We start from the raw sequence: 19,044 nt of genomic DNA on the forward strand, positions 1-19,044 counted from the left end.
TCTCCTCCTCAGGCGTCATCTCGTGGGGGCAGAACAGGGTCGCACGAATGCGGGGCAAAGCGCGCATCTCCTGTGATCCCGGGCACTTTTTCGAGGAGGAAGGCGTCGGTGGAGACGGCCGTCGCCCAGGAGCCGTCGCCCGGCCTGGCGAGCGCGACGGCCCGGCCCCGCACGGCCTCCTCGAAGGCGAGGTCGAGGGCCTCCTCCGGCAGGACGAGCGTGCCGGGGCGGACCAGGTCGGCGACCGGCGCGTCGGTGATCACCAACGAGGCCCGCCGCAGCGCCGCCCGCGCGCGGGCCGTGATCAGGTCGCGGTCCCCGGGGCCGAGCCCGACGACGGTCAGCCGCCCCTTGGGGGCCAGCCGGGCGACGGCGGCGGTGGCGTGCGCGGACTTGCGCTTCTCGGCGACCAGCTCGCCGCCCCGGCCCAGTGAGCGGGCCGTCCACAGCGCGGCGGCCTCGGCGACGCTGGGCGTCCCGACCCCGGCACGGGCCGCGTCGGTGGGGTTGGGCACGGGCACGCGGGCGAGCACGTCGGCCGGGTGGGCGATGACCCGCCAGCCGCGTTCCTCGGCGAACGCGCGGATACCCGGCTCGTCGGCCTTGACCTCCACCGTCGCCAGGCACCGCACCGACTCGGGGGCGAGCCCGGCGGCGGAGAGCGTGGCGTCCACGAGCTTCGCGATCTCCCCGGCCCCGGTGCCCGCGCACGCGCCGACCCCGACGACCAGCGAGGGCGGCCGGTAGACCAGGCGGTTCCCGAACCATCCCTCGTGGCACATGCACTCCAGCGCGGCGCGGTCGGTGACGAGGATGCCGGTGGCGGGGGCGTCGTGCGTGCCGACGTTGGGCGGCAGCGCGGGCAGCGGCCAGCCGTCGGCGCCCTCCAGCCCGACCGGCTCCCCGGCCAGCACCGCGGCCTCGACGTGCGGGAGCAGGGCCGGATCGTGCACGGTGAAGCCGAGATCGGCCCCGTAGCCGGCGAGGGACACGGTGTCGTTCTCGGTCCCGGTCGCGGTGGAGACCGGCACGCACCCGAGCACCGGGGCCAGCCGGTGGGCCAGCCGGTACGCGCCCCGGTGCTCCCCCAGCAGCGCGAACGCGAACCGCATGCTCTCGTCCACGCACACCACCGGGACGCCGGTCGGCGGATGCCCCACCAGCGCCTGCGCGACCGCGCCGACCGGCATGAACGCGACGACCGCCGCGCATCGGGCGACAGCGTCCCGCAACGCGTCCGCGGCCCGCCCGGCCTCGACGAGCCGCGTCTCCTCCGGCCAGGCGGCGACCAGCGTCTCGGCGGCGGAACGCCCACCCGCCGAGCCCGCGACGACCCCGATCATCCGCCCCGCTCCCCGGCCCCACGCACCGGACGACCGGGCCGCCCCGCCATCCGCGCGGCGGCCCCCGTCCCGTCCGGCGTTCCCTGGTCCTGCGGCGGGTGTGGGGCCTTCGGGGGCTCGGGGTCGCCGGGGGCCTCTGGGAGCGGGGTGATCGTTTGGGGGCGGCGTTCGGGGCGGGCGCGCGGGGGCTCCGAGGTCGCGGGGCCGCGTTCGCCCCACACGACGAAGGTCGAGCGCGCCGGGCCCGGCGCCGGTGTCGCGGCCAGGTGGACCGCGTGGGCCCGCATGCCCTCCGCGCGGAGGATCTCCAGGGCCGGGCCCACCCCGGTCTCGTCGCGGGTCAGGGCCACCACCGCGCGCAGGGCGCGGATCGCGCTCGCCCGGAGCGCCTCGGGCTCCGCGCTCCCCAGGAAGATCGCGTCGGGGTCGGGGAGGTGGGTGAAGACCTCGGGGGGCTCGCCCCGGGAGACCGCCACCCGCACGCCGTGGGCGCGCACGTCGGCCTTGGTCCGCTCCCACGCCGCGCGTTCGCGGGCGACCGCCACGGCCGCCGCGCCCAGGCGGGCGCACTCGATCGCCACCGCGCCGCCGCCGTCCACGTCCCACACCAGGTCACCGATGCGCGGCCCCAGCTTCGCCAGCGCGAACGCGCGCACCTCCGCGCCCGGCACCTCCCCCTCGAACGCCTCCTCCCCCAGCGCCCATCCGGCCGGCCCCGACCGCGAACCCCGCACCCACGACACGTCCTCCGACTCCGGGTGCGCGTCGGTGGCCGCGCCGGTGTGCGACGCCAGCACCAGCACCACCGACGGGTCGCGCCACGGGCGGGTGGTGGCCTCGGCGGGGCGCACGTGCACGATCCGCTCGCCCGGTCCGCCCAGGTCCTCGCACACCACGAACGCGCGCGGCGACTGCGGGAACAGCGCCCGCGCCAGCTCGGCCGGCCCCGCGTCCGGCCCGGTCAGCACCGCGACCTTGGGGTGGGCGCGGCAGACGTTGACCGCGCGGCGCAGCCCCTCCTCGGGGGCCGACACGACCAGCGCGCCGTCCCAGTCCAGGCCCGCCCGCGCGAACGCCGTCGCGACCAGCGTCAACGCGGGCGGCCCATGGCCGATCACCGTGATCATCGCTCACCCCGTGCGGGCCATCCGGCCGTACATGCCGACCATGCGCGTGCCACCGGCGTCCACCATCACGACCTGCGCCGCGACGCTCCCGTCCACGATCTCCTCCAGGCGCAGCGCGACGCGGCGGCACAGTTCGCGGCCGCACGGCCCGAGCAGCCCGGCGTCCTCCCACAACCCGTAGACCCGGGCCGGGGAGGAGCCGGCGACGGCGGCGGCCGGTTCGGGCAGGCCGCCCATGTCGGCGGTGATCTCGGCGAGCGGGACGCCGTCCGCCAGCGCGTCGATCGTGCCGACCACGATGAGCTGGGCCAGGCCGTGCGCGGCCGCCGCGCGGACGGCGTCGTCGGCGCGTTCGCCGGGGTCGGTGAAGCACACGTCGGGAAGGGCGGGCAGCATCCGGCGGGCGGCCTCGCCCGTCCGGTCGCCCGTGTGCAGGACGAGGGTGCGCTCCCCGGCCGCCGCGATCGCCGCGACGTTCGCCGTGATGTCGTGGGTCATGGGCGTCGAGCCTGGCGAAGCCGCCGCCGGAACGGGCGCCGACCCGCCGACCGCGACCGAGTCGAGATCCGCGTCTAGGTCCGCGTCGAGGTCCGGCTCGATCAGGTCGAACACGTACCGGTCGACGTCGCGGCCCGCGACCCGCCCGGCCCCGCGCGCCACCCCTTCCAGCCGGAACCCGGACTTCCCGGCCACCCGGACCGACGCGGCGTTGGCGGTGAGTGTCCGCAGCTCGCTGCGGTGCGGCCCGCAGTCGGCCGGCGTCCACCGGGCGAACGGCCGGACCGGCCCGCCGGACGTCCTCCCGCCGCTCACCGGCACGCCTCCACCAGCCGCCGCGCGAACAGCGGCGTCGCGGCCCAGTGCAGGTGCAGGTACGACGCCACGCACCGCCCCCGGACGAACCCCGCCGGTCCCTCCGCCGACCACTGCCACGCGGGCGTCGCGCCGTGCGGGGGGTCGGTGGCGGTGCGGTGGAACTCGTGCCCGCGCACGCGTTCCCCGGCGCGCGCCACCACCGAGTCGGCGACGGCGACGGCCGCGCGGTACCCGAGCGTGAGGCGCGGCGTCATCGTGGCCGTGACCTCGTCCAGCACGCCGCACATGGGGGTGCCGTCGAGTTCGCGGGCCAGGTACAGCAGCCCGGCGCACTCGGCGTAGACCGCGCCGTCGAACGCGGCCACGGCCTTGCGCAGCGGCTCGTTGGCCCCCAGGTCCGCCGCGTACACCTCGGGGAACCCGCCGCCGATCACCAGCGCCCGCGCGCCCTCCGGCAGCGCCTCGTCCCGCAGCGGGTCGAACCGCACGACCTCGGCCCCGGCGGCGCGCAGCAGCTCCTCGTTCTCGGCGTACCCGAAGGTGAACGCCGCTCCCCCGGCCACCGCGACGACCGGCCGTCCCGGCACCGGGTCGCCGGTCGCGGGCTCCCAGGCGGGCGCGTCCAGCGGCGGGGCGCCGCGGGCCAGCGCCACCAGCGCGTCCAGGTCGCAGGACTCCGCCACCAGCTCGCCGAGACGCCGCACGGTCTCCACCGCGTCGGCGTGCCGTTCGGCGGCCGGGACCAGGCCCAGGTGCCGCGACGGCTTGGCGATCTCCGGCCGGCGGCGCAGCGCGCCCAGCACCGGCAGGCCCAGCGCTTCCACGGCCTCCCGGCACATCGCCTCGTGCCCGGCCGAGCCGAGCCGGTTGAGGATCACCCCGGCCAGCCGGACGTTCCCGTAGGACCGGAACCCGTGGACCAGCGCCGCCACCGACCGCCCGGCCGCCGCCGACGCGTCCACCACCAGCACGACCGGCGCCTCCAGCAGCGCCGCGACATGCGCGGTCGAGGCGAAGTCCCCGCCGGACCGGCCGCCCTCGCCGTGCCCGGTCGCGCCGTCGAACAGGCCCATCACGCCCTCGACGACCGCGATGTCCGCCCCGACCGCGCCGTGCCGCAGCAGCGGGACGACCAGCTCCTCCGAGGTCAGCCACGGGTCGAGGTTGCGGCCCGGACGGCCGGTCGCCAGCGCGTGGTAGCCGGGGTCGATGTAGTCGGGGCCGACCTTGTGCGGCGAGACGGCCGTCCCGCGCGCCGTGAGCGCCGCCATCAGCCCGGTGGCCACGGTCGTCTTGCCGCTCCCGGACGCGGGAGCGGCGATCACGATCCGCGGAACGGCTACCACTCGATGCCCTTCTGCCCCTTCTGCCCCTGGTCCATCGGGTGCTTGACCTTGCCCATCTCCGTCACCAGGTCGGCGAACCCCACCAGCCGCGGGTCGGCGTCCCGGCCGGTGATCACCACGTGCTGGTTGCCGGGCCGGTCCCGCAGCACGGCGATGACGTCCTCCACGTCCACCCAACCCCACTTCATCGGATAGGTGAACTCGTCCAGCACGTACAGCCGGTAGGTCTCGGCGGCCAGGTCCCGCTTGATCTGCTCCCAGCCCTCACGGGCGTCGGCGGCGTGGTCGGCCTCGCTGCCCGGCCGCTGGATCCACGACCAGCCCTCGCCCATCTTGTTCCAGGTCACGGTGCCGCCCTCGGCGCTGTCGCCCAGCACCCGCAGCGCGGTCTCCTCGCCGATCCGCCACTTGGCGGACTTGACGAACTGGAACACCCCGATCGGCCAGCCCTGGTTCCAGGCGCGCAGCGCCAGCCCGAACGCGGCGGTCGACTTGCCCTTGCCCGGCCCGGTGTGCACGATCACCAGCGGCCGGTTGCGGCGCTGCCGGGTGGTCAGCCCGTCGTCGGGAACGTACTCCGGCTTGCCCTGCGGCATCACGCACTCCTCTTCACGGGCTTCCGCGCCTCGCGCACCACTCCGGCCAGCCCGTCGGCGGCCAGCTCGTCCAACCTCACGACCTCGCCGCCCAGGCGGGCCCCCAGCGCGGCGGCCAGCCCGAGCCGCACCGGCCCGCCCTCGCAGTCCACCACGACGGCGGCCACCCCCGACAGCAGCGGCAGCACCGCGGCCGGGTCCGGTCCGTGCGTGGCGCGGCCGTCGGTCACCAGCACCAGCAGCGGACGCCGCGCCGGGTCCCGCAGCCGTTCGACGCGCAGCACCTCGGCGGCCCGCAGCAGCCCGGCCGCCAGCGGGGTGCGGCCGCCGGTCGGCAGCCGCTCCAGCCGCCGCGCCCCGGCCTCCACCGAGGAGGTCGGCGGCAGCGCCAGCTCCGCGTCGCGGCCCCGGAACGTGACCAGCCCGACCTTGTCGCGCCGCTGGTAGGCGTCGCGCAGCAGGCTCAGCACGGCCCCCTTGACGGCCCGCATCCGCCGGCGCGCGGCCATCGACCCGCTGGCGTCCACCACGAACAGCACCAGGTTGCCCTCGCGGCCGTCGCGCACCGGCTCGCGCAGGTCCCCCGGCGCGATCAGCAGCCCCGGGCCGGTCCGGCCCCGCGACCGCTGGTGCGGGGCCGCCGCCCGGAGCGTGGCGCTCAGGTGGACGCCGCCGTCGCCGGGCCGCGAGCCCGACACCCGCCCGTGCGGGCTGCGCGCCTTGGACCGCCGCCCCGGCGCGCCCTGCCCCAGGCCCGGAACGGTGAACAGGCGCGGCTTGTAGGCGTCGTCGGCGGGAACGGCCTCCTGCTCCCCGGCCGGGGACGCGCCGCTCTCGGGCCGCTCCGGCTGCTCGGGCTGTGCGGTCTGCCCGTTCGGTGACGGGGGGACGGCCCCGTCCGGCGCGTCGCCGGGCGGGGCGCCGCCGCCACCGCCGTCCGGCCCCGGGTCGTCGGGGTCGTCCTCGGGCCACTCGGGCTCGGCGGGCGGCGGGGGCTCCTCCTCGCGGTGGCGCTCCAGGATCTCGTCGAGCCGGTCGGCGTCCAGGCCCGGCGCGTCGAACGGGTCGCGCCGCCGCCGGTGCGGCAGCGCCAGCCGCGCCGCCGTCCGCACGTCGTCGTCGGTGACGCCGGTCCGCCGGTTCCAGGCGGCCAGCGCCATGGCGGCGCGCGCGGTCACCAGGTCGGCGCGCAACCCGTCCACCTCGAACTCCGCGCACACCGCCGTGATCTGCCGCAGCGCCGCGTCGGTCAGCTCGACCTCCGCCAGCCGGGCCTGCGCGGCCTGGATACGGGCGGCCAGCTCGGCCTCGGCGACGGCCCAGCGGGCGGCGAACCCGCGCGGGTCCTCCTCGAACCGCAGCCGCCGCCGCACCACCTCGGCGCGCTCGGCCGGGTCGCGGGTCGCGGCGACCTCCACGGTCAGCCCGAACCGGTCCAGCAGCTGCGGCCGCAGCTCGCCCTCCTCCGGGTTCATCGTGCCGACCAGCAGGAACCGCGCCGCGTGCCGCACCGACACGCCCTCGCGCTCCACGTGCGACTCGCCCATGGCGGCGGCGTCGAGCAGCAGGTCCACCAGGTGGTCGTGCAGCAGGTTGACCTCGTCGACGTACAGCACGCCCCGGTGCGCGGCGGCCAGCAGGCCCGGCTCGAACGCCTTGACGCCCTCGGTGAGCGCCCGTTCGATGTCCAGCGACCCGGTCAGCCGGTCCTCCGACGCGCCGACCGGCAGCTCGACCAGCCGCGCGGGCCGCTCGACGGCGTCCTCGCCGCCGGCGTGCGGGCCGTCGGGGCAGGCCGGGTCGGGGTCGCGCGGGTCGCACGAGAACCGGCAGCCCGCCACCACCCGCACGCCCGGCAGCAGGTCGGCCAGCGCCCGCACGATCGTCGACTTGGCGGTGCCCTTCTCGCCGCGCACCAGCACGCCGCCGACGGCGGGCGACACGGCGTTCACGATCAGCGCGAGCTTCAGGTCCTCCATGCCGACCACGGCCGAGAACGGGTAGCGGGGCGTGCGCGCGGCGTTCGGCTCGGGGCCGCCCGTCGCGGCGGGGGTGGTCCCGGGGAGCTCGGGGGTGTCGGGTCCGTCGTCCCCGGTGCGAGCCGAGTCCGGCTCCACGGCGTTGTCCTGCCCGGCAGGGGGCATGCGTCACGTTCCTTCCGTCGGGTGTCCACGCCCATCGGATGTCCACAGCGGTCGCGTCCGACGGCCGGAGTCTCCTGGCTCCCGGATCGCCGTTCCCCCTCGGCCTTCCAGCGTCGCCGCCGTGGCCCGCGCTGAGGCGGAACTCCCCGGTCACAGTTGCGGGACAGCCCCGGATTCGCACCGGAGTTCCTCCGTGTCCGTCGCCGCCCAGGATGGCATACCGCCGGAATCGGCCCAAGTCGCGGCATAGGCTGGGCGGGTGCCCCGCTACCGACGGTTGTCCCCCGACGAGCGCCGCGACCAGATCCTGCGGGTGGCGCGGCGGCTGTTCACCGAGCTGCCCTACGCGGAGGTCTCCACCACCGCGATCGCCGAGGAGGCCGGGGTGCGCCGCGGCCTGCTGCACTACTACTTCGGGACCAAGCGCGAGCTGTTCCTGGAGGTCGTGCGGGAGCTGGCCGCCGACGCCGCCGTGCAGGCCCCGCCGCCGGACGTGGGCCTGCCGCTGCCGGAGGCCGCCGACCTGTGCGTGGCGCGCTACCTGGACACCGCCGAGACCAACGCGACCACCTGGTTCGCGGCGATCGACGCCGAGGGCTTCGGCCGCGACCCCGAGCTGCTGCGGATCGTCAACCGGTTCCGCGACCTGACGGTCGGGCACCTGCTGTCGGTGCTGGGCCATCCCGACCCGGACGCGACGCTGCGGGCGGTGGGCTGCGCCTACTCGGGCCTGGCGGAGGCGGCGACCCGGCAGTGGCTCCAGGAGAGGACCCTGACCCGCCCGCAGGTGCACACGCTGCTGACGCGTTCGCTGCTGACGATGCTCACCGACATCGCGCCCGCGCTGGGGGAACGGCCGGACCCGGCGGTGGCCGGACCCGGCGGTGGCTAGGGAACACGGCCTAGACCGAGCGCGGCTCCTCGTCGCCGAACGAGATCCGCTCGGTCACCCGGATCGCGAACCACACCGCCTTGCCCCGCACCGGCGGGCCCAGCCGCGACAGCGTCCGCAGCACCCCCCAGCGGCCCTCCGCCAGCTCCCGGACGATGCTCAGGCCGCGTCCGCAGTCGCCGGACGTCCACGAGTAGCCGGGCAGCCGGGCGTCGGCGTGGCCGTCGAACACCGCGCAGCGGATCTCCGCCGTCGGGCGGGCGCCCGGCGGCGTCCACGGCAGGTCCGGGACGGCGGGCGGGTCGCCCAGGTAGAGCCACAGCTCGTGCGGGCCGTGGTCCCCGGCGTGCTGGTAGGCGTTGGTGGCCAGCTCGCTGACCATGAGCTGGGCGTCGGCGACGGTGTCGCGCGGGACGCCGAGCCCGGTGAGGGCCTCCCCGAGCACCCGGCGGGCGTGGGAGGCGCAGGCCGGGCCGCTGGGCAGCGCCCAGACCCGTCCGGGCCGCCCTCCCCCCGGGTCCGGCCGCCGGCCGTCGTCGTCGCGGACGTGGTCGTCCCGGACGTCGCCGTCCCAGCTCCCCCCGTTCCAGGCCTCGTCCCAGGTGTCGTCGTCTCCGGCCGGGTCTCCGGCCGGGTCCGTTCCGGTGCTGCTGTCCGCCGAGATCCTCACGGGTTCCTCCCGCGTTGCGTGCCCTCGCCTGCCCCTGCGACACGGCGCGTGACCGGCGGCGCGAGGCGGCCGCGCGTCCGGCGCGCCCGCGCCGCCCCGGACCGCTTCGTCACTTTCGGTCCCCGAGTCGTCACGATTCAGCGTCTCGTGGGATTCTCATCCCCGCAACCACCTCCGGCATATTGTTCTGGCGCGGTGTGACGGTCGGGAGCGTTCCGCACCCCCGTGACCGGTGACGACCCCCGTTGGCCGTGTCCGGCCGACCGTTTTCGTCGTTTCCGTTGCCGGTCGGCCGCGGAGCGTGGACACTGCCCGCCATGACCTGTCCATTGCCGCACCTCCGGCACGGCGGGTCCCGGCGCTCGGACGCCGGGTCTTCCCTCGTCGCTTACAGGATCGCTCGCAAGCTCCCGATCTTGACACTCCTCAGTCCAGACCAGGCGGCGCCATGACCTACCGGCCAACCGTGCGCGGTCGGCGGCTCGCCCGCGAGTTGCGGAACCTGCGCGAGGACCGCGGACTGACCCTGCAGGAGGTGGCCGACCGGCTCGAATGGTCGCGGGCCACCGTCTCCCGGGTGGAGACCGGGCAGACCCGGCCCAAGGTCGAGGACGTCGCCGGGCTGCTCGACCTGTACGGCGTGCCCAGCCCCGAGCGCGACGCGCTGCTGACCCTGACCCGCGAGGCGGGGCAGCGCGGCTGGTGGACCGCCTACGCCGACGTGTTCTCCGGCAGCTACGCGGCGCTGGAGGACGGGGCGTCGCAGATCCGCAACTGGGACCCGCAGCTCATCCACGGCCTGTTGCAGACCGACGACTACGCGCGCGCCGTGATCACGGCGGGGCGGCTGCTGCCGCGCCCGGAGGACATCGAGCGGCGGCTGGCGGCCCGCAAGATCCGGCAGCGGGTGCTGGGCCGCGCGAACGCCCCCGAGCTCCACCTGGTCATCGACGAGTCGGTGCTGCTGCGCCCCATCGGCGGACGCCGGGTGCTGTCGAGCCAGCTGGCGTCACTGGCCGAGGCGGCGGAGCGACCGAACGTCACGGTGCAGGTGGTCCCCTTCGAGGCGAACGAACACGCCGGCCTGGACGGGCGTTTCACGATCCTTTCGTTCCCGGACCGCGCCGACCCCGATATCGCCTACGTAGAGGGCACCATGGGTGACGTTTATCTCGAAAGCGCGGAGGCAATAGCCAAACACAGAGACCGCTTCGAGCGGATCGAGGCGGTGGCCCTGTCCCCCGAGGAGTCCGCGCGGTACATCCGCGAGGCAGCAGGGAGCAGCCAGTGAACGACCTCCAGCGCCAACTCACCACGGCCATCTGGCGCACGTCGTCGCACAGCGGTAGCGGCGACCAGTGCGTCGAGGTGGCCTCCCTCACGGGCGACCGGCACGCCGTGCGCGACTCCAAGGACCGCGGCGGTCCGGCCCTGATCCTGTCCCCCGCCGACTGGCGCGCGTTCCTGGCGACCGCCCGCGCGCACTGATCCACCCCACCCGAACGCACCCTCACGACGGGTCGTGGCGGCATGCCCGCCGCGGCCCGTCCGGGGGCCCGCCCCTTCCGCCGAACTAGAACACGTTCTACTATCGCCCTCGTCGACTACCGGAGGGTGATCCATGACGGCGGAACTGAGGCTCGGCATCAACGTCGGCTACTGGCAGCGCCACCCCGAGGACCAGACCGAGACGGTGCTGGCCGCCGAACGGCTCGGCTACGACGCGGTGTTCACCGCCGAGGCGTACGGGTCGGACGCGTTCACCCCGCTCACCTGGTACGCCGCCCGCACGTCCCGGATCCGGCTGGGGACGGCGGTGGTGCAGATGTCGGCGCGGACCCCGGCGGCGACGGCGATGCACGCGCTGACCCTGGACGCGCTGTCGGGCGGCCGGGTGATCCTCGGGCTGGGCGCGTCGGGCCCGCAGGTGGTGGAGGGGTGGTACGGGCAGCCGTTCCCCAGGCCGCTGGCCCGCACCCGCGAGTACCTGGACATCGTCCGGCAGGTGTGGCGGCGCGAGGCGCCGGTGACCAACGACGGCCCGCACTACCCGCTCCCCCACCCGGGCGGCGCGGGCCTGGGCAAGCCGCTGAAGTCGATCGTGCATCCGCTCCGCCCGGAGATCCCCGTCTACCTGGGCGCGGAGGGGCCGAAGAACATCGCGCTGGCCGCCGAGCTGACGCAGGGCTGGCTGCCGCTGTTCGTGGACCCGCGGCAGATCGAGCCGCTGTTCGGGGAGTCGCTGCGCGGCCGCCCGGACGGCTTCGACATCGCCGCGACCGTCACCACGATCGTCACCGACGACCTCGCCGCCGCCCTGGAGTTCGCGAAGATCCCGCTGGCGTTCTACATCGGCGGGATGGGGGCCCGGGACCGCAACTTCCACCTAGACCTGATCGGCCGCCTGGGCTACGCCGAGGAGGCCGCGCGCGTGCAGGAGCTGTTCCTGAAGGGCGACCGCGCCGCCGCGGTGAAGGCCGTCCCCGACGACCTCGCCGACGCGATCTCGCTGCTGGGCCCGCTCGGCCGCATCCGGGAGCGCCTCCAGCTGTGGCGCGACAGCCCGGTCACGACCCTGCTGGTGGCGGGCGTGAAGGACGAGCCGACGCTGCGCGCCCTCCGCGACCTGGTCAAGGGCTGAGCCCGCCCGGGTGGCGTGGCTCACAACGCGCGGCGGAATAGGGGGCGTGGTGACCGGGCTGCACCAGACGTCCGGACCTCACCCAGCAGCAACCGGAAGAAGGACACACGATGTCCAGCCAGAGCGACGCAGCCCGGCTCCTCGTCCGCACCCTGGAGGCCGAAGGCGTCGAGTACGTGTTCGGCATTCCCGGCGAGGAGAACATCCACTTCGTCGACGCGCTCAACGACTCCCCGATCCGCTACGTCCTGGTGCGCCACGAGCAGGGCGCCGCGTTCATGGCCGAGATCTACGGCCGCCTCACCGGCAGGGCCGGGGTCGCCTCGGCCACCCTCGGCCCCGGCGCGATCAACCTGCAGCTCGGCGTCGCCGACGCCACCACCAACTCCACCCCCGTCGTCGCGATCTCCGCGCAGGTCGGCCTGGACCGCATCTACAAGGAGTCGCACCAGATCGTGGACCTGGTGTCGCTGTTCCGGCCGATCACCAAGTGGTCGGAGCTCGCGCCGACCGCGCGGGCGCTGCCGGAGATGGTCCGCAAGGCGTTCAAGACCGCGCAGACCGAGCGCCCCGGCGCGGTCTACCTCGCCATCCCCGAGGACGTCGAGTCCGCGCCGGTGCCCGCCGACCTCGCGCCCCTGCCCCGCAACGTCGTGCGCCCGCAGGAGCCGTCGCCCGCGCAGATCGCCCGCGCCGCCGACGTGCTGGCCCGCGCGCGGCAGCCGATCGTGCTGGCCGGGCACGGCGCGACCCGCGCGCACGCCTCCGACGCGCTGGTCCACTTCTCCGAGCGGCTGGGGCTGCCGGTCGCGACCACGTTCAACGGCAAGGGCGTCTTCCCCGACGACCACCGCAACGCGCTCGGCGCGGTCGGGTTCATGCGGCACGACTACGTCAACTTCGGGTTCGACGAGGCCGACGTGCTGATCGCCGTGGGCTACGAGCTGCAGGAGTTCGACCCGGTCAAGGTCAACCCCAACGCCGACAAGAAGATCATCCACATCCATCAGTTCCCGGCCGAGGTGGACGACCACTACCCGGTCGAGGTCGGCATCCAGGGCGACCTCTCGCACTCGCTGCGGCAGCTCGGCGAGGCGGTCCACCGGCGCTGGGACGCCACCGGCACCGGCGAGCAGATCCGCCGGATGATGCGCGAGGAGCTGGAGCAGGGCCGCGCCGACGACGGCTTCCCGCTGTCGCCGCGCCGCGTCGTCGCCGACATCCGCGAGGTGATGGGCCGCCACGACGTCGTCCTCGCCGACACCGGGGCCGTCAAGATGTGGATGGCCCGCATGTACCCGACCTACGAGCCCAACACGCTGCTGGTCTCCAACGGCCTGTCCTCGATGGGCTTCGCGGTGCCGGGCGCGCTGGCCGCCAAGCTCGCCCGCCCCGACCGGAAGGTCCTCGCGGCGACGGGCGACGGGGCGTTCCTGATGAACTCGCAGGAGATCGAGACGGCCGTGCGGGAGAGGGTCCCGTTCACGGTGCTGGTCTGGCAGGACGACGCCTACGGCCTGATCGAGTGGAAGATGAACCTGGAGCTGGGCCGCAGCTCCCACATCCGGTTCGGCGGGATCGACTACGTGAAGTACGCCGAGAGCCTGGGCGCGCAGGGCTACCAGGTGACCTCCGCCGACGAGCTGCTGCCGACGCTGCGCAAGGCGCTCGACCACGACGGCGTCTCGGTGGTGGCGGTCCCGGTCGACTACTCGCACAACCTGCGCCTGACCGACCGCCTCGGCGAGCTGACCGACCCGTTCTGACCGCTTGCGGCGCGCGGGCGGGATGCGCCACCATCCCGGTCATGACCTACCGGAAGGGCGGACCCCGCCCCGCGCGATGAGCGCCCCCACGTGGCTGGACGCCGCGCTCACGAACGGCACGGCCCTCACCCCCGGCGCACCGGAGCGAAGCGAGATCTTCGATGCGGTCCGCGCGGCCCCGGAGGGCGCGGTGGCCCGCCGCCTCCTCGCCCGCGCCGCCGAGGGGGATCGGACGGCGCTGACCCTGCTCGGGGAACTCGTCCCCTGGAGCGAGACGTGGCACGCCGCGGCCACCGTGGCCGTTCCGCATCTGCTGCACGACGATCCCGGAACGCGCCGCACGGCCGCTGTCACGGTGGCCCGGGCGGGCGGCCCCGATCTGGCTGCGGCCCTGCTTCTACGGGACGCCGGGCGGCTCGTGCCGGAGGCGGCCGGTGTCGCCCGGGAGGCCGGGACGGTCGCGCGGACGGCGTTGGCCGAGGCCGCGTCGTGGCGCTTCACGGCCGACGACCTCGCCGCGCTGCGCCGCGATCCCGACCCCTCGGTGCGGCTCGTGGCGGCGCTGTCCGCGCTGCACGGGGCCGCGCCGGAGGAACGGCCCGCCATCGAGGACGCGCTCCGCGCCGACCTGCGCCTCTGGGCCGAGACCGACTCCCCGGTCCGGCAGGACGTCGGCGCCCGCTGGGCCGCCGTCCACATCTACCGCGAGGACCGCGAGGAGCACTGCTACGCGCTGGCCGCCGAACTGCTGGCCGCCGACCAGCCGCCGCGCGTCCGCGAGGTGGGGGTGGAGGTCGCCCGCGCCGCGTTCCACACCTGGCGGGCGGCGTTCGAACGCCTCGCCCCGCTGGTACACCCGCTCCTGGACGTTCCCGAGCTGCGCGACCGGGCGGCCGGTTTCCTGGAACTCCACTCCGACGCGATCCGGCAGGCGGCCGACGTGCCGCCCCCGCCGCCGGACGCCGAAGCCGTTCGCGATCTGCTCGACAAGCTCCGGGACGGCGTCGTGACGCGGGACGTGTCGTTCGCGTTGCGGAGGGTTCCGCCGGAGGCGCTGGCCCCGGTCGTGCCGGTGCTCACCGAACGGCTGCTCGTCGCGTTCCGGCGCGGTGACGATACGCGCGGGCTCGTGGACGCCCTGGGTCTGGCGGGCCCGGCCGCCGCGCCCGCCGTGCCGCTGTTGCGCGCGATGCTCGCGGTCGCGCTCGACGACGGCGGCGACACCTCGGGGCTGGTGGAGGCGTTCCGGCGGATCGGGCCCGCCGCCGCCCCGGCCGTCCCGTTGCTGCGGCGGTTGGACACGGCGGCGGCGGCGATCACGCTGGTGGAGGTCACCGGGGACCGGCGGTGGGCGGAGGAGATGCTGAACGCGCTGCCGGACGGACCGCGGCCGCTGCGCACCCGGCTCCGGCTGCTGGAACGCCTGCTCGACCACGGCGGGCTCGACGACGGGCAGGAGCGGATGCTGCGCGAACTGTTCGCGCGGTCCGGCCTGCCGCACGTGCGGGTGGCGAGGCTGCTGTGGCGGCACGCCGGAGCGGCGGTCGCCGAGGAGGTCGCCACGGCGGTGGCCGGGCACATCGGGGACGAGTACCTGGGGCCGGAGGCGCTGCGGTTGATCGCCGAGATGGGTCCGTCCGCGCGGGCGGCGCTGCCGCAGGTGGAGGCGGTCATCGAGCGGCGTCGGCGGCTGCCGTCCAACATGCCCTCGGCGGAGCAGGAGACGGTCGCCGACGAACGTCAGCTCGCCCTCGCCCGCCGCGCCCGCGCGCGCATCCTCGCGGAGGGCTGACTCACCGCACGTCCAGCCGGTCCACCGCGTCGCCGTGGATGCCGGGGTGCGGGGCGATGAAGTCGTGCGGGAAGCCGGGGTCGAGCGCGGCCGCCGCGGTCAGCCGGTCCACCGCCTCCTTCGGCAGGGTCACCTCGACCGCGCCGAGGGTCTCGCGCAGCTGGTCGGCACGGCTCGCGCCGAGGATCGGGCAGACGGCGCGCGACCGCGCCCGGACCCACGCGATCGCCGCCTGCGCGGGGGTGACCTCCAGCTCGGCGGCGACCTTGGCGAGGGTCTCGACGACGGCGGACTCCCGGTCGTCGAGGTCCCGCCGGGGCCGCCCGGCCAGCGCGCCGTGCGCCAGCGGGCGCCACGACGCCACGGTCAGGCCGAGCGCCTCGGCCATCGGGAGCAGCTCGCGTTCGATGTCGCGGTGCAGCAGGTTGTAGGGGACCTGGAGGCCCGCGAACGGCGTCCAGCCGTGCCACTCGGCCAGCGCGTTGGCCCGCGCCACCACCCAGGCGGGCGCGTCCGAGATCCCGACGTACAGGACCTTCCCGGCGCGCACCGCGTCGTCGAGCGCCCGCATCATCTCCTCGACCGGCGTGAACGGGTCCCACACGTGCGCCCAGTACAGGTCGATGTAGTCGGTGTTCAGCCGCCGCAGGCTCTCCTCCAGCGCCCGGGTGAGGTTCTTGCGGTGGTTGCCGCCCGCGTTCAGGTCGGTCCGGTCGCGCGTGCAGGTGTACTTGGTGGCCAGCACGAACCGGTCGCGCCGCCCCGCCACCACCTCGCCGACGACCTCCTCGCTCTCCCCGGCGCCGTACATGTCGGCGGTGTCGATGACGTTGCCGCCGGCGTCCTCGTACAGGCCGACGATGCGGCGCGCCTCGTCGAGGCCGACGCGGCCCGTGCGCTCGCCGAACGTCATCGCCCCGAGGAACACCTCGGAGACGCGCAGCCCGGTGTTGCCCAGCAGTCGGTAACGCATGTGGGGGGTCTCCCTTTCGTCAGGACCTGAGCAGGTTGCCGTGCAGGAACGTGCGGACGCCCGCCCGCACGGTCGCCTCGACCTCGGCGTCCGTACGGGGCGCGGCCCGGTAGGACCAGTTGGTGACGCCGACCAGGAGCATCAGCTGCAGGGCGGCGCGCTCGGGGTCGTCGAACTCCAGCAGCCCCCGGTCGGCCAGCCGCCGCAGATGGTCCGCCAGCGCGCGGATCACCCGCCGGGGGCCCTTCTCCTGCCAGGCCTCGATGACGTCCGGGGGGACGTGCCCGGCCTCGGCGTTGATCCGCCGGACGAGGGCGGTGTGGGCCTCGTGGCCGGTCATCGGCGCGGTCCAGTCCAGGCCGAACTCGACCAGGTCGTCCTCCAGGTCCACCACCTTGCGCAGGTGCCGGTCGATGACGGCGGTCTGCGCCTCGGCGACGCGCGTGGAGCTCTCCTCGACGACGGCCTGGAACAGCGCCGCCTTGTCGGCGAAGTGGTTGTAGATCGTGCGGGTGGACACGCCCGCCTCGGCCGCGATGGCGTCGACGGCCGCCCGCGTGTACCCCTCCCGCGCGAACACGGCCAGGGCCCCGTCCAGGATCGCCCGCCGCTTGTCGCCCCGTCCGCTCACACCCCCAGGGTAAAACGCTCGCTGTACTTTTTACAACGGGCGTTGTACCGAGATCTCGTCACGCTGTCCGCGTGCGCCTGGCCGATCGCGTCGCCGTCGACACCGGCTGGGCCGGCCCGGAGCTGACCGCGAGCGTCGGCCGCGCCCTGCCCGCCGGCCGCTGGGGCCGCCCGGACGACGTGGCGAACCTGGTCCGCTGGCTGGTCTCCGACGACGCCGCCTGGATCACCGGCCAGGTCATCGACTCCGAGGGCGGCTTCCGCTGCTGGATCATGTGAGCCCGCCCGCCAGGAGCCGCGCCTCGGTCTCGGGGGCCAGGCCGACGCGGGGACGGTCGGGACGCTGTGGGGCCTCGCCGCCCAGGAACCGGAGCCAGGCCCAGGTGTCGGTGACCGTCTCTTCCACGGGGCGGCAGCGCAGCCCGCTGGCCAGGGCCCTGCCCACGTCGCCGCGCTGGAGGAAGTCGTAGGTCTCGCCGGGCGGCAGCCAGCACGGCAGCTCCGTCCACGGCGCGACGCCCGCCGCGAGGATCGTCTCCGGGTCCGTCCAGCGCAGGTCGGCGTCCGCGCCGGTGGCCCGCGCGCACGCCTCCAGCAGCCCGCCCATGGTGGTGTGGGCCGGTGGGCTCGCCAGGTCGCAGGGGCCGCCGAGGCCGCGTTCGGCCGCGTCGAGCGTCCAGACCGCCAGGTCGCGCACGTCGATGTACTGCACGCCCTGGTCGCGCGGGCCGGGGGCGAGGACGGGGCCGCCGCGCGCGACGCGGTTCAGCCACCAGGGCAGCCGCCCGATGTTCTCGTAGGGGCCGAGGATCAGCCCGGCGCGCACCAGCAGCGCCCGGTCCCCGAAGGCCTCCAGCGCGGCCAGCTCGCCGCCCCGTTTGTCCCGCGCGTAGTCCTCCTGGTCCGCGTCGGGCGAGCCGTCCACCACCGGGGCGTCCTCGTTCATGCCCGGCCCGCCGGGGAACGCGTAGACCGAGCGGCTGGAGATGTAGACGTAGCGGTCGGCGCGGACGGCGCGCGCGGCGTCCCGCACCGCCCGCGGGGCGCCGGACCAGGTGTCGACGACGGTGTCCCAGCGGCCGCCGTCGAGGGCGGCCAGGCCGTCGTCCGCCAGCCGGTCCCCGTGCAGCGCGGTCACCCCCTCCGGCGGGGCGTGCCGCCCGCGGTGGAAGACCGTCACCTCCCAGCCTCTGGCCAGGGCCTCCTCGGTGACGGCCCGGCCGACGAACTCGGTCCCGCCCAGCAGCAGCAGTCTCATCTGTCGATCTCCCATCGCAGAAGCCGGCCGTCGTTCCAGGTCAGCCACGTCCCGTCGCCCAGCGGGAGGGGCGGGCCGGTGACGTCGCCGGGGTAGGCGATCGGCGCGGACCACCGCAGGAGGGTGGCCGCGTCCAGCAGCCAGTGCCGTTCGGGGCCGAGGCCCCGGTCGCATCCGGCGGTCGAGGCGATGACGTGGCCGGCGTCCACGTAGCCGCAGCCGAAGTCCCAGGAGAGGTGCGCGCCGGGGGCGTGCGGCGGGACCGTCCCGGCGGGCAGGCGGGCCGTGCCGCCGCCGTCCGGGAAGCGGTGCAGGACGATGTCGTCGCCCCCGTGGGCCACCGTCAGGAACGCGTCCGCGCGGGCGTCGGCGAGGTAGCGGTCGTCGTCCAGCGGCCGGACGGTCTGCTCCGCGCCGTCCCAGCGGCCCCAGAACACGGGGGCCCGGTCCTCCCCCTCGCCGACCGACAGCCCCATGTGCAGGCCGTCGGGGTACGCGAGGTGCTCGGAGCCGGAGGCCACGGTGTCGAGGGCGGTGCGGGCCAGCGCCGTTCCGGTCCCGGCGTCCAGCACGAGCCATTCCTCGCCCTCGACCTCGTCGCCGCCGTGCGGCACGTGCGCCCAGACCGCCGAGCCGTCCGCCGTGATCCGGCACGAGCCGGACTCCGTGTTCGGGCACACCTGCGCGTCGTCGGTGTGCGGGTGGCCGACCTCGGCGTCCCAGCAGGGGTGCCGGTACTCCCACAGCGTCCCGCCCCCGGCGGTCACCGCGCGGACGGACCGCTGCCCGGACAGCACCGCGAACGTGCCGTCCGGGCTCACGCTGTGCCCGCCCCGCGTCCAGCCCGGCCAGGGGAACGGGAACGCCACCGCCGGTTCGGTCCTCCCCCGGAACAGCTCCTCCAGGTCGTACACCGCCAGGACGTCCCCGTCGACCAGCAGGACGCGGCGTCCCTCCAGGTCCGGAGGGTGGTGGCGGCCCTCCGCGCCGGGCAGGCGGGCGGAGGCCGCGAGACGCGCGCGGTTCGTCACAGTCCCGCACGATAGCCGG

At 75.7% G+C, this 19,044-nt stretch carries 18 protein-coding genes and 1 riboswitch; of the genes, 7 read left to right on the forward strand and 11 right to left on the reverse strand.

Annotated elements, in window-relative coordinates:
• Window positions 1-8: 8 nt before the first annotated feature.
• The 6 genes from HNR61_RS12800 to HNR61_RS12825 are packed head-to-tail and all read right to left on the reverse strand — an operon-like array spanning window position 9 to window position 7,372.
• The gene (locus HNR61_RS12800; RefSeq protein WP_182843362.1) at window positions 9-1,343 is read right to left on the reverse strand and encodes a cobalamin biosynthesis protein; all 1,335 of its coding nucleotides are present in this window, start codon (window positions 1,341-1,343) and stop codon (window positions 9-11) included.
• Window positions 1,340-2,470 carry a cobalamin biosynthesis bifunctional protein CbiET gene (locus tag HNR61_RS12805; protein WP_182843363.1) on the reverse strand — a complete coding sequence of 377 codons (1,131 nt, stop codon included), beginning with the start codon at window positions 2,468-2,470 and terminating at the stop codon, window positions 1,340-1,342. The genes HNR61_RS12800 and HNR61_RS12805 overlap by 4 nt, the downstream gene beginning before the upstream one ends.
• 3 nt (window positions 2,471-2,473) lie before the next feature.
• Window positions 2,474-3,283 carry a GNAT family N-acetyltransferase gene (locus HNR61_RS12810; protein ID WP_182843364.1) on the reverse strand — a complete coding sequence of 270 codons (810 nt, stop codon included), beginning with the start codon at window positions 3,281-3,283 and terminating at the stop codon, window positions 2,474-2,476.
• Window positions 3,280-4,614 (reverse strand): cobyrinic acid a,c-diamide synthase CobB, encoded by a 1,335-nt coding sequence (locus HNR61_RS12815; protein ID WP_312897924.1) that lies wholly within the window; start codon window positions 4,612-4,614, stop codon window positions 3,280-3,282. Before HNR61_RS12815 ends, HNR61_RS12810 begins: the two co-directional genes overlap by 4 nt.
• Window positions 4,615-4,625: 11 nt before the next feature.
• Window positions 4,626-5,228, reverse strand: a complete 603-nt coding sequence (gene cobO / locus HNR61_RS47620) for a cob(I)yrinic acid a,c-diamide adenosyltransferase (protein ID WP_182843366.1) — start codon at window positions 5,226-5,228, stop codon at window positions 4,626-4,628.
• Window positions 5,228-7,372, reverse strand: a complete 2,145-nt coding sequence (locus HNR61_RS12825) for a putative cobaltochelatase (RefSeq protein ID WP_182843367.1) — start codon at window positions 7,370-7,372, stop codon at window positions 5,228-5,230. Before HNR61_RS12825 ends, cobO begins: the two co-directional genes overlap by 1 nt.
• Before the next feature lie 45 nt (window positions 7,373-7,417).
• A riboswitch (cobalamin riboswitch) is annotated at window positions 7,418-7,612 on the reverse strand.
• A gap of 19 nt (window positions 7,613-7,631) precedes the next feature.
• On the opposite strand from HNR61_RS12825, the gene HNR61_RS12830 reads away from it, so the two are divergent.
• Window positions 7,632-8,264, forward strand: a complete 633-nt coding sequence (locus HNR61_RS12830) for a TetR/AcrR family transcriptional regulator (RefSeq protein WP_182843368.1) — start codon at window positions 7,632-7,634, stop codon at window positions 8,262-8,264.
• Window positions 8,265-8,274: 10 nt separating this feature from the next.
• Here HNR61_RS12830 and HNR61_RS12835 read toward each other — a convergent pair whose 3' ends face one another.
• Window positions 8,275-8,934: an ATP-binding protein gene (locus tag HNR61_RS12835; protein WP_182843369.1), complete on the reverse strand. Its 660-nt coding sequence runs from the start codon at window positions 8,932-8,934 to the stop codon at window positions 8,275-8,277.
• A gap of 448 nt (window positions 8,935-9,382) precedes the next feature.
• Here HNR61_RS12835 and HNR61_RS12840 point away from each other — a divergent pair, with 448 nt between their 5' ends.
• From HNR61_RS12840 to HNR61_RS12860, 5 genes are all read left to right on the forward strand, one after another.
• Complete coding sequence (locus tag HNR61_RS12840; RefSeq protein ID WP_182843370.1) at window positions 9,383-10,225, forward strand: helix-turn-helix domain-containing protein; 843 nt, start codon at window positions 9,383-9,385, stop codon at window positions 10,223-10,225.
• Complete coding sequence (locus HNR61_RS12845; protein WP_182843371.1) at window positions 10,222-10,422, forward strand: DUF397 domain-containing protein; 201 nt, start codon at window positions 10,222-10,224, stop codon at window positions 10,420-10,422. The genes HNR61_RS12840 and HNR61_RS12845 overlap by 4 nt, the downstream gene beginning before the upstream one ends.
• A 133-nt stretch (window positions 10,423-10,555) precedes the next feature.
• Window positions 10,556-11,575, forward strand: a complete 1,020-nt coding sequence (locus tag HNR61_RS12850) for an LLM class F420-dependent oxidoreductase (protein ID WP_182843372.1) — start codon at window positions 10,556-10,558, stop codon at window positions 11,573-11,575.
• Between the two features lie 110 nt (window positions 11,576-11,685).
• A complete protein-coding gene (locus HNR61_RS12855) occupies window positions 11,686-13,341 on the forward strand; it encodes an acetolactate synthase large subunit (RefSeq protein WP_182843373.1) in 1,656 nt (551 codons plus the stop codon).
• A gap of 76 nt (window positions 13,342-13,417) precedes the next feature.
• Window positions 13,418-15,133 carry a hypothetical protein gene (locus tag HNR61_RS12860; protein WP_182843374.1) on the forward strand — a complete coding sequence of 572 codons (1,716 nt, stop codon included), beginning with the start codon at window positions 13,418-13,420 and terminating at the stop codon, window positions 15,131-15,133.
• Window position 15,134: 1 nt separating this feature from the next.
• Here the strand turns inward: HNR61_RS12860 and HNR61_RS12865 are convergent, their stop codons facing one another.
• Both HNR61_RS12865 and HNR61_RS12870 read right to left on the reverse strand, forming a co-directional pair.
• Window positions 15,135-16,106 carry an aldo/keto reductase gene (locus tag HNR61_RS12865; protein ID WP_182843375.1) on the reverse strand — a complete coding sequence of 324 codons (972 nt, stop codon included), beginning with the start codon at window positions 16,104-16,106 and terminating at the stop codon, window positions 15,135-15,137.
• A gap of 19 nt (window positions 16,107-16,125) precedes the next feature.
• Window positions 16,126-16,737, reverse strand: a complete 612-nt coding sequence (locus HNR61_RS12870; RefSeq protein WP_182843376.1) for a TetR/AcrR family transcriptional regulator — start codon at window positions 16,735-16,737, stop codon at window positions 16,126-16,128.
• A 71-nt stretch (window positions 16,738-16,808) separates the two neighbouring features.
• On the opposite strand from HNR61_RS12870, the gene HNR61_RS49140 reads away from it, so the two are divergent.
• The gene (locus HNR61_RS49140; protein ID WP_312897882.1) at window positions 16,809-17,015 is read left to right on the forward strand and encodes an SDR family oxidoreductase; all 207 of its coding nucleotides are present in this window, start codon (window positions 16,809-16,811) and stop codon (window positions 17,013-17,015) included.
• Here HNR61_RS49140 and HNR61_RS12880 read toward each other — a convergent pair.
• Entirely contained in the window at window positions 17,008-17,994 is a 987-nt protein-coding gene (locus HNR61_RS12880) for an NAD-dependent epimerase/dehydratase family protein (RefSeq protein ID WP_182843377.1), read from the reverse strand. The genes HNR61_RS49140 and HNR61_RS12880 overlap by 8 nt on opposite strands.
• Window positions 17,991-19,025, reverse strand: coding sequence for a hypothetical protein (locus HNR61_RS12885; RefSeq protein WP_182843378.1), 1,035 nt, complete (start codon window positions 19,023-19,025; stop codon window positions 17,991-17,993). Before HNR61_RS12885 ends, HNR61_RS12880 begins: the two co-directional genes overlap by 4 nt.
• Between the last annotated feature and the right edge of the window lie 19 nt (window positions 19,026-19,044).

This window comes from Actinomadura kijaniata (genome assembly GCF_014138665.1).
Lineage (GTDB): Bacteria > Actinomycetota > Actinomycetes > Streptosporangiales > Streptosporangiaceae > Spirillospora > Spirillospora kijaniata.

Bases quoted from the DNA above. Each gene is read 5' to 3' on its own strand.
- HNR61_RS12800 (WP_182843362.1), bottom strand. From the start codon at position 1,343: ATGATCGGGGTCGTCGCGGGCTCGGCGGGTGGGCGTTCCGCCGCCGAG.
- HNR61_RS12805 (WP_182843363.1), bottom strand. From the start codon at position 2,470: ATGATCACGGTGATCGGCCATGGGCCGCCCGCGTTGACGCTGGTCGCG.
- cobO (WP_182843366.1), bottom strand. From the start codon at position 5,228: ATGCCGCAGGGCAAGCCGGAGTACGTTCCCGACGACGGGCTGACCACC.
- HNR61_RS12825 (WP_182843367.1), bottom strand. From the start codon at position 7,372: ATGCCCCCTGCCGGGCAGGACAACGCCGTGGAGCCGGACTCGGCTCGC.
- HNR61_RS12840 (WP_182843370.1), top strand. From the start codon at position 9,383: ATGACCTACCGGCCAACCGTGCGCGGTCGGCGGCTCGCCCGCGAGTTG.
- HNR61_RS12850 (WP_182843372.1), top strand. From the start codon at position 10,556: ATGACGGCGGAACTGAGGCTCGGCATCAACGTCGGCTACTGGCAGCGC.
- HNR61_RS12855 (WP_182843373.1), top strand. From the start codon at position 11,686: ATGTCCAGCCAGAGCGACGCAGCCCGGCTCCTCGTCCGCACCCTGGAG.
- HNR61_RS12860 (WP_182843374.1), top strand. From the start codon at position 13,418: ATGAGCGCCCCCACGTGGCTGGACGCCGCGCTCACGAACGGCACGGCC.
- HNR61_RS12865 (WP_182843375.1), bottom strand. From the start codon at position 16,106: ATGCGTTACCGACTGCTGGGCAACACCGGGCTGCGCGTCTCCGAGGTG.
- HNR61_RS12880 (WP_182843377.1), bottom strand. From the start codon at position 17,994: ATGAGACTGCTGCTGCTGGGCGGGACCGAGTTCGTCGGCCGGGCCGTC.